The following is a 14,698-nucleotide window of genomic DNA, read 5'->3' as shown; positions in this document are numbered from 1 at the left end:
TTTCTTTGTGGGGAGACAGGCATCCAGTATAGATTATCGGCCGCGCAGCAGTTGGCCCAGCACGCGCACACCATGGTCGATGTCATCTGGAGGAATCGCCGCAAAGCCCAGCAGCAAACCGGCCGGCGTGGCGCAGGCGGCGCTGGCGCCCGGGTCGGCATAGTGGCCCAGCGGGCGCAGTTCGATGCCGCGTGCCAGCCCCGCCTGCGAGACCTGCTCTTCAGCGTGCTGGCGGCGAAAGTATGCGCACAGTTCCAGGCCGCTGTCGGCCGGGCCGCACACCAGTTCGTCATCGAGTTCGCGCGCCAGGCCGCGCAGCAGCACGTCGCGCCGCTCGGCGTTGCTGTCGCGCGTGCGGCGGATATGGCGACCGAAATGGCCTTCGGCGATAAAGTCGGCCAGCGCCATCTGCGGCACGATGGCCGTGTGGCGGTCGACCACCGCCTTGGCCTGCACCAGTGCCTCGGCCAGCGCCGGCGGCGCCACCATATAGCCCAGCCGCAGTCCCGGGAACAGCACCTTGGACAAGGTGCCGACGTAGACCACGCAGCCGGCCCGGTCCAGGCTTTGCAGCGAGGCCAGCGGCGCGCCCGTGTAGCGGTATTCGCTGTCGTAATCGTCTTCCACCACCCAGGCCCGGTTGCGCGCGGCCCAGTCCAGCAGGGCCAGGCGGCGCGGCAGGCTCATGCTCACGCCCAGCGGCAGCTGGTGCGACGGCGTCACATACACCAGCTTCGCTTGCGGGCAGTGCGCCGCGCCATACGCCACGTCCAGCCCTTCGCCGTCGACCGGCACCGGAAACACCTGTGCGCCGTTTGCTTGCAGGGTGCCGCTGGCGCCCCGGTAGCCGGGCGACTCCATCCAGGCCGCGTCGCCGGGCGCCAGCAAAATGGTCGACAGTAAAAACAGCGCCTGCTGCGAGCCCGAGGTGATGACGATCTGCTGCGGCGTGCAGCGCACGCCGCGCGCCGCCTGCAGGTAGACGCACAGCAGCTCGCGCAGCGGCAAAAAGCCGGCCGGGTCGCCATAGCCGAAACGGTGGTCGGGCCGGCGCCAGCGCCGCGCTTCGAGGCGTTTCCATACATCGAAAGGAAAATGGTCGATGCGCGGCATGCCGACCCGGAATGCGCGCAAGGGGCTGCGGTGAAACGCCACCTGTTCCATGGCCGTCACCACGCCCTGCCCGCGCGTTGACAAGGGCCGCAGCAGGCCGGGTTTGGCTGGCGGCGCCAGCGCCGCCGGCACAGCGCGGCTGACATAGGTGCCCTTGCCGACCGCGCCATCGAGATAGCCTTCGGCCGCCAGCAGCGCGTAGGCATTGAGCACGGTCTGGCGCGATATCGGCAGCGGCAGCAAGGCGCAAAACGCGCGCGTCGGCGGCAGTTGCGTGCCGGGCGCCAGGCTGCCGTCGAGGATGGCGGTTTTCATGGCCGCATACAGCTGGCGGAACAGCGGCGTGGCCAGCGCGCGGTCGAGCGGCAGCGTGGCGATAATACGGGAGGCGTGCATGGTCAGCAGAGAATTGGTAGTTTCAAAATGGTCGTTATTGGCTGTTTTAAATAGCCAACCGTATCACTACAATAACGCATTCTTGTTCCGTCCGGAGAGCAGCATGCAGCAATTTTTCGCCACCGTCGCCTGGCAGCGCGACGGCCAGGATTTCGCCGGCCAGCGCTACAGCCGTGGTCACGCCTGGCAGTTTGACGGCGGCCTGACGGTGCCCGCCTCCTCGTCGCCGCTGTCGGTGCCGCTGCCGATGTCGATTGCCGCCAACGTCGATCCGGAAGAGGCGCTGGTGGCGGCCACCTCGAGCTGCCACATGCTGTTCTTTCTGTCGCTGGCGGCGCAGCGCGGCCATGTGATCGATGACTACCGCGACCAGGCCGTCGGTGAATTGAGCAGGAATGGCGACGGCAAGCTGGCCATGACGCGCATCGTGCTGCGCCCGCGCGTCCAATGGGCCGGTGACGCTCCGGCAGCCGAGGCGCTGGCGGCGCTGCACCACGACGCGCATGAGCGCTGCTATATCGCCAGTTCGCTCAAGGCCGACGTGGTGGTGGAGGCGCCCTGATGTACACCCCGACAAGCTATCGCGAAGAACGCCTGGAAGTGCTGCATGCGCTGATGGCGTCCCACCCGCTGGGCGCGCTGGTACGCATGGCGCAAGACGGCTTGTGCGCCGACCACCTGCCGTTCGAGATCGCGCCGCCCACGCCGGATGCGCCCCTCGGCACCCTGCGCGCCCATGTGGCGCGCGCCAATCCGCTATGGCGCAGCGACGGCGTGGAGACCATGGTGATCTTCCAGGGGCCGCACGCCTATATCACGCCGGCCTGGTATGCCGAGAAAGAGCTGAGCGGCGAAGAAGTGCCGACCTTTGACTACGCCGTGGTGCATGCGCACGGCACGCTGCGGGTAATCGACGACCGCGACTGGCTGCTCGCTTTCCTGGAGCGGCTGACGACCCGCCATGAAGCGGATCAGCCGCAGCCGTGGCAGGTCGGTGACGCGCCGCCCGCGTATATCGACAAGCTGCTCAAAGCCATCGTCGGCATCGAGATTCCGCTGGCGCGGCTGGAAGGCAAATGGAAGATGGAGCAGAAGAACAGCCTGCAGGACCGCACGCGCGTGGCCAGCGAACTGTCGCGCGGCAGCATGCCGGAACCGGCGCGCCAGCTGGCCGCGCTGATGGCAAAGTCGCTCAGCGCAGCCAGCTGACGGCGGCCGAAAACGTCAGGAACGACAGCGCCGTCGAGACCAGGATAATGCGGGCGATGCGCGCGGTGTTGGCGCCGAAGCGCTCGGACAAGAGCGACACATTGCTGGCGCTGGGCAGGCAGGCCACCAGCACCATGCAGGTCAATGCGAACGGATCGAGCGGCGCGCCGAGCGCGATGGCGGCGTGGCCCGTGCCCCACACCAGCAGCGGATGGAGCAGCAGTTTTTTCAGCGCCACCGGCACATACTCCCCGAGCGGCGCCGGGTCGGCGGTCTGCATCTGCGAACGGGCCAGCACGGCGCCGATGGTAAATAACGCCACCGGCGAGGCGGCGTCGGCCAGCAGGCCCACGGTCTGTGTCAGCGGCTTGGGCAGGGAAATCTCCAGCCACGACACCAGCCCGCCCAGGATGATCGCCCACGGCATCGGATTGCCGGCCATGCCCTTCAGGGCATTGACGACGGCCGCGCGGCTGCCGTGCGCGCCGCCGCTGCCCACGCGCGACAGGGCGATGCACAGCGAGCTGGTGATCAGCATGTCGACCACGATGGTGACGATCACGGGGCCGGACGAACGGGGACCGAGCAAGGTCAATAGCAGCGGCACACCCATGAAACCCGTGTTCGGAAACGCCGCTACCAGCGCGCCAAAGGCGGCGTTGTTCCAGTCGATGCGGTGCGACAGCGTCATGGTCATCGTCACCCCCACCATCACCAGCGCGCACAGCAGATAGACGCCGAACACGCTGGCGTCGAGCAGTTGCGCGATCGGCGTGGCCGCGCCGAAGCGGTACAACATGCACGGCAAGGCGAAGTACAGCACGAAGCTGTTCAGGCCGGGGATGGCGGCGGTGGGCAGCAGCGCGCGCCGCACGGCCAGATAGCCGCACAGCACCAGCGCGAAGAAGGGAAAGGTAATGGCAAGGATGGTCAGCATGGCCAGCCATTGTAGCGCCAGCCCGGGAGCCCGGATGGCCAGGGCAAAAAAAAGGCCGCGGTCGCGGCCCCAAGGAGGTCAGGAGGAAATCGTTTTGCGCCGGGCCTATTTCGGCTTGAGCTGGGCGCGGATCTCGCCGGCCGGATAGGCGGCGCTGTGCACGTTGACATACAGATTGCCGGCCAGGTAGCTGGCGTATTGCGGCGGCGTCAGGCTGGCGTTGGCCGGCACCGCAAACAGGCCGTCACCGGTTTTCACCAGCGGCACGATCACCGGGCCGTTGGCGCCAAACGGCGCTTCGTGGAGATGCGCCATCGTGGCCACCATGCCCGTGTAGCGCACGGCGCCCGTCACGCTGCGGTCGCTCGCCACGTGGACGGTGCTGCTGCCGCTGGCCGCGCTGGTATTGGCCGGCACTTCCTGCGCGCCGCTCAAGGTCACCTCATGGCCCTCGGGCGGACGGGGGCCATGGCCACAGGCGGCCAGCAGGCCGGCCAGCGCCAGCGTGGCGGCCGCGCGGCAGACATGGTCATGCAATCTCATCGCACTACTCCTCGAACGGATGCTCCGCCGCATGGCATACCATCAGGCCAGGTGGCCTTCCGCCACCCAGCCACGATTGGCCGCCGGCGCCTTCGGTTTCGGTGCGATGCCGCTGCTCTTTTCGGCTTCCTCGATGATGTTGCGCATGCTGTCGCTGGCCGCCGGGCCGGGTGCGAACGCATAGTACTCGTCATTGATGGGCAAGCCCGTCATGGCGTCGACCAGCACCGGATCGGCGGCCAGGCCCGTATCGCGGCTGGCGATGACGAGGCTGGCGCCTTCAGGCGCGAAGTTTTCATTGCCCCAGGCGATAAAGGCCAGCAGCACCGGCTTGAAGGCGCGGCCCGACTTGGTCAGCACATAGTCGTAGCGCGGCGGCTTGGCGCAGTACAGGCGGCGCGTCATCAGGCCCCCTTCCACCAGGTCGGCCAAGCGCCGGGTCAGGATGGTGGGCGCGATCTTGAGGCTTTTTTCAAACTCGTCGAAGCGCGTTTTGCCGTAGAACGCCTCGCGCAGGATGAGGATGCTCCACCATTCGCCGACCTTGCCCAGGCTGCGTGCGATCGGGCAGGGCAAATTATTGAAGTTGGTATGTTTCATGATCATCTCCTCACATAGTTGCAAAGCAACAATTAAATATTCCACCAAAACCAGGTTACTATCGACTTGCCAGTCACTATTGCCCGGCAAACGGCATGAAAATACGCGAAAACTCACACTTTTTATTGCTCAAGTACAATATGTCTTGTTCAAACACCCCTATCCCGGTGCCAGTAGCGGATCCGCCCCGGCCTTCTGTCAGGCCGTAGCCCATGTCCGTTTCAACCAGATGCGACCAAGATGAAATCTTTGAAGTTTGCTTTCCTGCCAGCCTTGCTCGCTCTGTCTGTTTGCCAGACCACCACTGCCGGTACTAGCTCGTCCGCTTCCTTCCAGGCCACTTTCGTGGTACTTGAAGCATGCACCGTCACTTCCCGCGGCAGCGCCATGCCCAGCGTGCGCTGCCAGCACAATTCGCCTTACATGATCGAACGCCAGGCCGGCATCGACGGCCAGCTCAGCATCACGTTCTAAAAGTAAATCGTCGCCGTCACCGTATCCTTGTAGTCGCCCGGCACCGGCGTGGTTTGCGCCGGCACCCGTCCGTAGATCGTCACCGGCACGCTGTTGCCCGTGCCCGTGCCCGTCACCATCGCCGTGCCAGCCGTGCCATCGCCCCACAAGGGGCCGTCGAGCGTGCCCGACAACTGATAATCGATGGTGGCCGCCGACACGGTATTTTTCATTTTCCGCGCCGCCACATTGCCCGCCACCGCGCCGCCGTTCAGGGCGATCTGGTAGCCGTTGTTGTTGACGCAGCGCACCGTCAGGGTGCTGGTGCTGCGCACCGATCCCGTCAGCACGGTGGCGGTGGTAAACGCCATCGGCGTGGCGGTGATGGTGCAGTTGTTGGTGGCGGTGGCCTTGACGGTAAAACCGAAGCTGGCGCTGTTGCCCAGGCAATTGGCGGGGGCCGCCAGGACGCTGATCGCATAGGTCAAGGTGCCGGCGCCCGTAAAACTGGAGCTGTACTCGGTGTTGCTGTTATTGACGGTGGACACCGCCGCCAGCGCGGCGCCGGCCGGGATCTTGCCGTAGAAACTGAAATTCTGCGTCTTGGTGCCGCCCAGCGACAGCAGCCCCATCGACAGCGACACGGGCAGCGAGGACAGCGCACCCGTCACGCCCGGCCCGCCCCAGATCGACGCCGGCGCGTAGCTGGCGTCGACGTACAGGTTGTAGGGCATGCGCAAGGTGCCATTGCCCAGCATGCGCGCCGGGGCCGACAGCGAATTGGTGCCCAGGTTCAGGTTCAGGCAGGCGCTCACATACGCCGTCAGCAAGGGCGCCAGCGGCGCAAAGGTGCAGCTGAGCGTGCCCGAGCCGGTGAGCGTATAGTCGGCGCCCGAAATCGGCGAGATGGCGCCGAAGTTGGCATCGACCACGGTGGCCGAACAGGTGTTCTGGGCCTGGGCCTGGGTGGCACAGGCGCAGCCCAGCAGCATCACAATCAAGCTCAGCAGGCGGCGCATCAGCGGCCTCCTTCGCTGGCGGCCGGTGCGGCCGGACGCTTGACGTTGCGGCAGCGCAACGGGCCGATCACCGGCAAGCCGCCGGCGGCCGGGCGCACATAGGCAAAGCGCACCACGCACAGGTTGTCGTCGTCGCCGATGCGCATTTCATTCTCGGCCGACAAATCGTCGACAAAGGTGACGCCGTCAAAGCCCACCACGGTGCGCTTGCCGCTTTGCACATGCAGCACCGGCAAGCCGGCCGGCAAGGGCTTGGCGTCTTCGCCATGCACGATCACGGTGGCGGCGCTGTAGCGTTCGACCGGGAAGGCGGCCAGCACGCCGGATAGGCTGCGCGGCACCACGTTGATATTGGTGACCGGCACGCGCGCGTCGGCGTCCAGGCCCTCGGTGCCGATGGCGATCTGGTTGTTGCCATAGGCATTCAGGTTCGGTACCAGCAGGTAGCCGCTGCTGCCGGTCACGCCGATCTGGCGGTTTTCATGCAGTACCGGAATATTCGCCACGCCGCCGGTCGACACCAGCGCAAAACCGTTGCCGACCTGGCGCGCGGCGGCCAGGTGGCCGTCCATCAATACCACCGCACCTGAAGCACCCAGCGCCGAGGCATTGCTGAGGGCGCTGCTTTGCACGCGGCCCGTCAGGCGGCCATAGTTGCCCAGGTATTCCAGCTGGCCCTGGCGGTAATCGAGGCCGCCCGAAGTGCCACCCTGCACTGCCCAGCCGAAGCCGCCGCCAAAATCGGCGCTTTGCTGGGCGTTGAAACTGCGGCTGTTGACATTGTTTTGCCGGCTGCCGCTGGCGCTGATGCCGATATCATCAAACGCCATGCTCAGGCCAAAATAAAAACCGCGCTGCGCGCTGTCGCGCAGGTCCTGGTACAGGCTGGCGTTGAGGAACACGCTTTTGAACAGCGAGGCCGTGTAGCCGGCGGTGACGATTTTCGATGCCTCCAGGCCCGGCGAACGGTAGGTGATGTAGCTGAGGTTGACGCTTTGCCCGGCCGGCAGGGCCAGGTTCAGCGAGACGCGGTCGGCCGCGCGCACGGCCGGGCTGCCGTCGCGCGTGGCCACGTCGCCGTAATGCGCACTGGAGCGCGTGCTTTGCGCGTCGATGCTGAAGCGCGGCCCCAGGTACTGGTAGCCGACGCTGGCCTGCGCGCCCTTGTTGCGTCCGCCGCTGGCGGCCAGCGAGCCATTGATCACGCCGCTTTGTCCCAGGCGCAGCAAGCCGCCCACGCCGCCGTTCAGCACGCCGCGCGTGACTTCGCCATGGGCTTCGACGGTCAGATCGTCGCTGATACCGTAACGGCCCGAGGCGATGGCCACCGGATCGTTCGCATAGCCCCACGAGCTGCGGCCATAGTTGCGGCGCAGCACGCCCACTTCGACCGAATAATCGCTCAGTTCGCGTGCCAGCAAGCGCGTGTCGACATACAGCGGCAAGGTGGTCGTCACGCTGCGGCCCAGCGCATCGCGCGTGATGATGGTGGCCTGGCCGGCGCCGTTGATGCCGCTCACCTGGTTCAGCACGAACGGGCCGCTGGGCACGCTGGCCGCATATTGCTGTACCCCGTTGACGTACAGGCTCAGCGAGGACGGCACCAGCGCCGTGCCATCGACCGAGGCGACGGGAAAGGTCAGCAAGTCCGGGCGCAGCTGGAAATTCTTGCGCCATTGAAAGCCGCCCATGCGCAGGGCGCGGCTCCAGCTCAGCGACGACGAAATCAGGTCGCCCACCTGCCAGCTTTCCAGCGTGTCGGGATTGGCATGGTTCCAGAACGTGTCGAAGCGCATGTACTCGCGCTGGCCGCCACCGAGGCTGATGGTGCCGGTATTGCTGAACACGCCGTGCTGGTTGAAATAGCGCAGGTCGTTGAACAGCGCGCTGCGGCGCGTCTGGCCCAGCTCGGAATACACTTCGTAGTTGAGCACGGCGCCTGGCGTCACCTGCGACGGCGCCGGGCGGGTGGTCGAGCGCGCGCTGACGGCATACGGCATGCGCAGGCTGTCGTCGACGCGCAGGGCGATGCTCTGGCGCGCCGGATCATAGTCATAGCCGAGCCCGGCGATGGAGTCGAGCGCCACCTCGGCCTGGCCGGATGCGCCGAAGCGCACCGGATCCAGCCCAAGCTGCTGCAAGTTCTCCACGCTGCTGAGCAAGCCTTTTCCCTGCTGGGTAAAGCGCAAGATCAGTCCGGTTGCTTCGGCATTCAATATGACCTCCAGATACAATTCATTGGGCGTCGCCGCATCGTGCGGCAAGCTGGCCGGGCCGGGATCGGCGCCGGTCACCGCTGCGGCGTCGGCTGCGGATGCGGCCCGGGTGGCGAGGACCAGCAGCACTATCACACCCGCCTGCCATGTAAACGTCCATCTCATGGATAGCCCCGGTTGAGCAAGCGTGCGCCATGATGGCAATCGTCAGGGTGGTGTCGAGTTTCGGGCAACGCTCGCCTTTGCATTGACATTCACGGCAATCGCCAGCGGTCCTTGCAGCGCGGCGTCCTTGGCGACGGGCAGGCGCCAGACGCGCATGCGGCCCGCCAGCACATAACCGAACAGGCCACTGCTGATGACAAAATCCTTGCCGGCCTGGTTGGTCAGGGTCAGGCTGCCGATCTGCGCATGGAAGTTGCCGCTGTTTTGCACACGCAACATCCACTCGCCATCCTTGCGGTACACCTGCCAGTCGAGCGCTTCCTTGCCCGGCACGCCGCTGGGCAGCACGAACACGGGCACCGAGTAGCGCAGGCGGATATCGACCCCGCTGCGGGCCGGATCATCATCGCGCGCCACCTCGTCGATCAGCACGCGGTAGGTACGTTCCTGCGGCGCGGGACCGGCTTGCGTGCGCACCAGGCGGATGGTCTGCCGGCTGTTTGCAGCGATCTCGACAATCGGCGGACTGGCCACCAGTTCCTGCGTCGGCGTGAGTGCTTCCTCGCCATTGGCCTGGTCCCACAGAAACACCCGCACCTGGCCGAACAGCGGCGCATCACCGAGGTTTTGCAAGGTGATGCCGGCCGAACTTTGCTCGGCGCGCAGAGTGATGGTGACGGGAGAAATCTGCAGGTTGGCAGCCCCCGCCGGTCCCATGCCTGCGATGCCGAGCAACAGCAGCGACAGGAGCAAGGTACGGCGGGCCGTCATGAAGTCCGACTCAGAAGTACACGGTAGCCGTGATGGTCGACTTGTAGGTATCGGGCGCCGGCGTGCTTTGCGGCGGCACCTGGCCATACACCGTGATGGTCTGGGCCGCACCCGTACCGGTGCCGCTGTGCGTATCGGTGCCCTGGGTATTGCCCCAGACGGTGGCGCCGGCGGTCTGGAACAGGTTGTATTGCACGGTGGCCGTATTGCCGCCGGTACCCGCCAGATAGCGCGTGGTGCCGACCGAACCGGAACCGGTGCCGGCGTTCAGGCCCACGTTATACGGCGTAGTGTTAGTGCAGGTTACGCTCAGGTTGGTATTGACACTCACGTTGCTAGCCAGTACACCTTGAGTCTGGCCGAAATCGAGTGGTGCCGCCGAGATCACGCAGTTGGCGATGATCTTCAGCGTCACGTCAAAGGTGGTGTTGTTCGAACCGTTCAGATACGTCGCCGCAGTGCCGGTCACAGGCAAGGAAGCGGCGATCAGGGAAAGGGTAACCGCAGCGGCGGCGAAAGGGGAAAATTTAGCGCGTAACATACTACCTCCTGATGTTGAAGCATCAATGAATGGCCCCTCTTGTGGAGGGACACGAGGATAGTCACGGTATTGCCGGCGTTTTCTCGGGCACGCAAACCAGGACAACAAGTTCAACTGCCAATCGCCGGCATTCTTGGGCTCTCGGCAGCTTTGCCTAGATGGCAAAGCAGATTTTTTTATCAGCGGCATTGCTTTGGATCAATGTATGACCCGATTATTAGTCATCCATGAAATTGCTGCTTCTTAATGCGGAGAAACATCTTTTGAAACACGCGAAAAGCAGAAAATAATTTGAAAGCAGGGCATAATAAACCACAACTTGCTTATTGGTTAACTCATCAACATCATGTCGATAGCCAGCGAAACCGGTAAAAAGAACATCTTGATCGTGGACGATTCCGCGTTCGAGCAGCGCATGCTGACGGAGCTCCTGAGCGACGAGCCATACCGTTTCAGCGTGGCCTACAATGGTTACCAGGGTTACCAGCTGGCGCTGGCGACGCACCCCGACCTGATACTGCTCGACGTGCGCATGCCGGAAATGGATGGCTACACGGCGTGTCGTTTGCTCAAGGCCAACCCTGAAACCGAACATATCCCGGTGATCTTTCTCAGCGGCGCCGACGCCGTCAATGAACGCGTGATGGGCTTGCAGGTGGGCGGCGTCGACTATATCTCGAAACCGTTTACGCCGGCCGAACTGGCCGCCCGCATCCATATCCACCTGGGCCTGATGCGGCGCGCCGACAGCGCTGCGAGCACCGGGAGCACTGCGGCGCCTGCCGCGCCAGACGGCGACAAGCCGCAGCAGCATCCCGACCTGGTGTTCGTCAACGCCGTCAAGCAGCTGATCCTCGACAACCTGGGCAGCCTGCCCAACCTGTCCGAAATCGCCCGCAGCGTGGGCACCTACCGTGAAAAACTGACCCTGATGTTCCGCGAGCAGACCGGCATGACGGTGTTTGCCTTTATCCGCGAAGCGCGCATCGCGCGCGGCGTGGAACTGCTGCAGCAGACCGAGATCGACGTGCAGGATATCGCCCTGCTGATCGGCTTTCACAACGCCGGCAATTTCGCCACCGCCTTTCGCGAACGCATGGGCGTCACCCCCACCGCCTGCTGGAACAGCGCAACGCACCGGCAACCGCCTGGGCGCCGCACTGACTCGTCGCAGGCGCCGCGCTCAGAACTTGTAGTTCAGCTTGAGCGACGCAAAGCGGCCGCGCGGATCGGCCTGCGTGTAGTCGAAGCCTGACGCCGAATAATCCCACGGCGCGCGCTTGTTGGCCAGGTTCTGCACGATGAAGCTGACGTTCGCCTGTGGCGTGAGCTGCCAGCTCGTGTTGATGTCGAAGGTGCTGAAGGCGGCCACCGATTCATCCAGGTGCGTGTTCTGCGCATAGCTGCCGGCATAATTCCAGGTCAGGGTCGACGACCATTTTCCCAGCTCCCAGGTGGCCGAACTGACGCCGCGCCATTTCGGGATCGAGCCGAAATAATTGGTGCCGGCGCCGTCCGTCAGCGCCGCGCCATCCGATAACGGTTCGGCAAAGCGCAGCACGCGGCTCAGCTGGCCTGCCAGGGTCAGCTTGCCCCAATCCTTGCCCACAAAGCGCTGGCGCAGGTCGAGGTCGATGCCCGACACGTCGCGCTGGCCCTGGTTGCGGTACTGGCGGTACAGGGTGGTGATGCGCCCGTCGGCGTCACGCGTGACCTTGCCCGGCGTTGCCGCTTCATTGGCGATGGTGGTGACGGCGCTTTCCGTGCCGATCACGCCATCCTGGCGGATGCGGTAGTAATCGAGGCCGATGCTCGAACTGCTGGTCGGCGAAATCACCACCCCCAGGTTGATGTTTTTCGAGCGCTCGGGACGCAGTTCCGTATTGGCGATGGTGATCGCCGTCACGCCGCGCGACTGGGTCGGCGTTTGCGGGTCGCGCGGATCGATCACGCTGACATAACTGACGGCCGTGCTTTGCGTGATCTCGGGCAGCGACGGCGCGCGGAAGCCGCGCGAGGCCGTGCCGCGCAGCAGCAGCCATGGCGCGGCCTGGTAACGGGCGCTGGCCTTCGGCGAAAACGCATTGCCGAAATCGCTGTAATGGTCGGCCCGTCCGGCCAGGTTCAGCGACAGGTCCTTGACCACCGGTACATTCAATTCGGCGAACAGCGCCGACACGTCGCGCGCGCCGTCGATGATATTGATGGCCGGGCGCAGCTCGGTGCCGGACAAGACGGCGGTCGAGGTTTGCGAATCCATTTTTTCGCGGCGCCACTGCGCGCCGGCGGCAAAACCCAGCGGGCCGGCCGGCAAGTCCCAGATATCCTTTGCAGCCGAAAAGTCCAGCGTGTCCAGCGTCGACTGGGCCGGGCGCAGGGTCGACAGGCGCAAGCGGTTGCGCACCGCCTCGCTGTTTTTCGACTGGTCAAAAAAATTGTAGCTGCCGTCGGCCAGGACTTTTTCAAACTCGTAGCGGTTGACGAAGTTCTGCACGGTTTCCTTCAGTTCGCTGCTGGAATGGCCGATGGACGCATCCCAGTCCCAGCCCGCCAGCGTGCCTTTCACGCCGGCCAGCGCGCGGTAGAACGTCACCTTGTCCTGCTTCATGCGCGGGCCCAGGTCGAACAGCGTGGCCGTAAACGGCAGTGGCGTGGCGCCCGGATTGTTCGGATGGCCCACCGGCAGCACCACGGGAATCGTGTCGAGCGCTTGCGTGGCGTTGTTCCACACGCGCGTGGCATTGTTGACGGTCAGCGGCGCGCTGAAGGTCTGGTCGGCGCGCGAATAGCTGTGCAACAGGTCGACATACGCTTCCGTCTCGGCATTCAATTTGAAGGTGGCGCGCGCGGCCGTGTGCACGCGCTTGATGCCCGGGATCAGCGTTTTATACGGTGCGGGATTGTAGGCCAGCACCTGGCCCGTCTTGCCTGGCGTGATGTCGCCATAGTTCACCAGCAGCAAAGGTCCTTGCACGCCACCCAGGGTGCGGGTCGGGTCCGAGCCGGCGTAGTTGGTAATCGCCCAGCCCAGGTTGCCGCGCTGCTGGTTGCGGAAATCCGCGTCGCGCATCCAGGCCACGTCGCTTTGCTGCAGCTTGTCGCGCTGCTGCGCATCGATGGATAGCACCACGCTGTAGCCGTCGTCCTGCAGCTTGCCGAAACCGGTCTGCAGCGCCGCGCTTTTCTCGGTCTGGCCGGTGCCCTCGGTCGAGCCGCCCAGCTGCGCCGTCACTTCGGTGCCCGTGAATTCCTGGTACAGGATGATGTTGACCACGCCGGCCACCGCATCGGAACCGTAGACCGAGGAAGCGCCGTCCTTGAGCACCTCGATGCGCTGCACCGCCGCCATCGGCAGGCTGTTCAGGTCGACGAAGGTCTCCTGCAGGTTTTGCGCCGTGGCGTAGCTGGCCACGCGCTTGCCGTTGACCAGGATCAGCGTGTTTTTCTGGCCGATGCCGCGCAGCGACAAGCCGGACGTGCCGGCCGAAAAACTGCCCGTGTATTGTTCGTTGTAGCTGTTGCCGCTGTTGGCGGAAATGGCGCGCAGCACTTCGGCCACGCTGGTCTTGCCGCCGGCTTTGAGCTCCCTGGCGGTGATCACCTGCACGGCGCTGGCGCCCTCTTTTTCGCTGACGCGGATATTCGAGCCGGTGACATTCACGCGCACCATCTCTTCCTGCGCATGGACGTGAGCGGGAAAAGCGGCGGCGATGGCGAGACTGACGGCGAGTGGTTTGAGCATGGTTTCCTCTTGATGGGATAAGTTGTGCCTGTTTTGGATAAAACAGGCGTGCAGGGGCCTGCTGGCCGAGGGGTACCTCAGCCAGCGGACAACGGCAGTGGGATTTTTTAAGGAATTACGGGATGCGGCGGCGCGCCCGCATCGGCATGCGCAGGCTTGCGCACATGGCCGATGGAACGGTAGAAAAATAGCTGAATACAGTAAAACGCGACATGAAAGATACCGGTAAGCGGGGAAGCCCCACTATATCGCGGTGTCTTTCAATCCAGAACGAATTTAAAATTGATTGTATATACGTTTTGAGTCTAAAGGCTCAGGCCACGGCGGCGGCGGCCGCCGCGGCGCGGCGCGCCTGCACATGCCACCAGTACCACGACACCAGCGCATTGATCCAGTAGGCCGCATACAGCACGGCCGTCAGGTGCAGGCCGCGGCTGTAGTACAGCGGCACCGCTACCGTATTGACCAGCAGCCAGAAGCCCCAGGTCTCCAGGCGCCGGCTCATCAGCAAGAATTGCGCGATGACGCTGAACACCAGCACGGCCGAATCGATAAAGGGCGCGTAGGCATTGGTCCAGGTATGCAGCAGCATGCCGTAGATGACGACGGCGGCCACGCCAGCCGGCACGATCCACGCCAGGCTGCGCCAGCCCGTGCGCGTGATCGGCAGCGGCTTGCCCGCCGCGCCGCGCCGCCACTGCACCCAGCCAATCGCGCAGGTGGCGATAAAGAACAGCTGCAGCAGCACGTCCGCATACAGGTTGACTTCATAAAACAGCACGGCAAACAGCACGCAGCCGAGCATGCCGATCCACCAGGAATGAATGTTGTTGCGTCCGGCCAGGATGATGGAGGCGGTCATCAGCACATTGGCGGCGATTTCGAGCGGGGGAGTCAAGCGGGCTTCCTTTGCGGTGAGGGGCGGAGCATCGCGCCACTATAGCGGATTTATGCGGCCTCGGCGCTTGACTTCCATGGTGATTCTGTCAAATT

General features: G+C 64.5%; 14 protein-coding genes. 4 read left to right on the top strand and 10 right to left on the bottom strand.

What is annotated here, in order from left to right:
* Positions 1–33 precede the first annotated feature (33 nt).
* Positions 34–1,509: a PLP-dependent aminotransferase family protein gene (locus Q8L25_RS04025; RefSeq protein ID WP_308923653.1), complete on the bottom strand. Its 1,476-nt coding sequence runs from the start codon at positions 1,507–1,509 to the stop codon at positions 34–36.
* Between the two features lie 103 nt (positions 1,510–1,612).
* Between Q8L25_RS04025 and Q8L25_RS04020 the strand changes: the two genes are divergently transcribed.
* Together Q8L25_RS04020 and Q8L25_RS04015 are read left to right on the top strand one after the other, a co-directional pair.
* Positions 1,613–2,071 (top strand): OsmC family protein, encoded by a 459-nt coding sequence (locus Q8L25_RS04020; protein ID WP_308923652.1) that lies wholly within the window; start codon positions 1,613–1,615, stop codon positions 2,069–2,071.
* Positions 2,071–2,718: an FMN-binding negative transcriptional regulator gene (locus Q8L25_RS04015; RefSeq protein ID WP_308923651.1), complete on the top strand. Its 648-nt coding sequence runs from the start codon at positions 2,071–2,073 to the stop codon at positions 2,716–2,718. Before Q8L25_RS04020 ends, Q8L25_RS04015 begins: the two co-directional genes overlap by 1 nt.
* Here the strand turns inward: Q8L25_RS04015 and Q8L25_RS04010 are convergent.
* The 3 genes from Q8L25_RS04010 to Q8L25_RS04000 form a co-directional block, all read right to left on the bottom strand.
* On the bottom strand, positions 2,702–3,655 hold the full coding sequence (locus tag Q8L25_RS04010) for an AEC family transporter (protein WP_308923650.1): 954 nt from the start codon (positions 3,653–3,655) through the stop codon (positions 2,702–2,704). The two genes, Q8L25_RS04015 and Q8L25_RS04010, sit on opposite strands and share 17 nt — an antisense overlap.
* A 105-nt stretch (positions 3,656–3,760) precedes the next feature.
* On the bottom strand, positions 3,761–4,198 hold the full coding sequence (locus tag Q8L25_RS04005; RefSeq protein WP_308923649.1) for a CHRD domain-containing protein: 438 nt from the start codon (positions 4,196–4,198) through the stop codon (positions 3,761–3,763).
* Positions 4,199–4,240: 42 nt separating this feature from the next.
* Positions 4,241–4,798, bottom strand: coding sequence for a helix-turn-helix domain-containing protein (locus Q8L25_RS04000; RefSeq protein WP_308923648.1), 558 nt, complete (start codon positions 4,796–4,798; stop codon positions 4,241–4,243).
* Between the two features lie 240 nt (positions 4,799–5,038).
* Between Q8L25_RS04000 and Q8L25_RS03995 the strand changes: the two genes are divergently transcribed.
* A complete protein-coding gene (locus tag Q8L25_RS03995) occupies positions 5,039–5,272 on the top strand; it encodes a hypothetical protein (RefSeq protein WP_308923647.1) in 234 nt (77 codons plus the stop codon).
* On the opposite strand, the gene Q8L25_RS03990 is transcribed toward Q8L25_RS03995, so the two are convergent.
* The 4 genes from Q8L25_RS03990 to Q8L25_RS03975 all read right to left on the bottom strand — a co-directional run bounded on the left by Q8L25_RS03990 (position 5,269) and on the right by Q8L25_RS03975 (position 9,963).
* The gene (locus Q8L25_RS03990; protein WP_308923646.1) at positions 5,269–6,270 is read right to left on the bottom strand and encodes a spore coat U domain-containing protein; all 1,002 of its coding nucleotides are present in this window, start codon (positions 6,268–6,270) and stop codon (positions 5,269–5,271) included. The two genes, Q8L25_RS03995 and Q8L25_RS03990, sit on opposite strands and share 4 nt — an antisense overlap.
* Complete coding sequence (locus tag Q8L25_RS03985) at positions 6,270–8,615, bottom strand: fimbria/pilus outer membrane usher protein (protein ID WP_308923645.1); 2,346 nt, start codon at positions 8,613–8,615, stop codon at positions 6,270–6,272. Before Q8L25_RS03985 ends, Q8L25_RS03990 begins: the two co-directional genes overlap by 1 nt.
* A 78-nt stretch (positions 8,616–8,693) precedes the next feature.
* Positions 8,694–9,422 carry a fimbria/pilus periplasmic chaperone gene (locus Q8L25_RS03980; protein ID WP_308923644.1) on the bottom strand — a complete coding sequence of 243 codons (729 nt, stop codon included), beginning with the start codon at positions 9,420–9,422 and terminating at the stop codon, positions 8,694–8,696.
* A 10-nt stretch (positions 9,423–9,432) separates the two neighbouring features.
* The gene (locus tag Q8L25_RS03975; protein WP_308923643.1) at positions 9,433–9,963 is read right to left on the bottom strand and encodes a spore coat U domain-containing protein; all 531 of its coding nucleotides are present in this window, start codon (positions 9,961–9,963) and stop codon (positions 9,433–9,435) included.
* A 346-nt stretch (positions 9,964–10,309) separates the two neighbouring features.
* Here Q8L25_RS03975 and Q8L25_RS03970 point away from each other — a divergent pair, with 346 nt between their 5' ends.
* Positions 10,310–11,218: a response regulator gene (locus Q8L25_RS03970; RefSeq protein ID WP_308923642.1), complete on the top strand. Its 909-nt coding sequence runs from the start codon at positions 10,310–10,312 to the stop codon at positions 11,216–11,218.
* Here Q8L25_RS03970 and Q8L25_RS03965 read toward each other — a convergent pair.
* Together Q8L25_RS03965 and pnuC are read right to left on the bottom strand one after the other, a co-directional pair.
* On the bottom strand, positions 11,147–13,705 hold the full coding sequence (locus Q8L25_RS03965; RefSeq protein WP_308923641.1) for a TonB-dependent receptor: 2,559 nt from the start codon (positions 13,703–13,705) through the stop codon (positions 11,147–11,149). The two genes, Q8L25_RS03970 and Q8L25_RS03965, sit on opposite strands and share 72 nt — an antisense overlap.
* Positions 13,706–14,018: 313 nt before the next feature.
* Positions 14,019–14,603 carry a nicotinamide riboside transporter PnuC gene (gene pnuC, locus Q8L25_RS03960; RefSeq protein ID WP_308923640.1) on the bottom strand — a complete coding sequence of 195 codons (585 nt, stop codon included), beginning with the start codon at positions 14,601–14,603 and terminating at the stop codon, positions 14,019–14,021.
* Positions 14,604–14,698: the final 95 nt, after the last annotated feature.

Source organism: Janthinobacterium sp. J1-1 (assembly GCF_030944405.1).
Lineage (GTDB): Bacteria > Pseudomonadota > Gammaproteobacteria > Burkholderiales > Burkholderiaceae_D > Janthinobacterium.
This window is presented reverse-complemented; position numbering and strand designations above follow the sequence as displayed.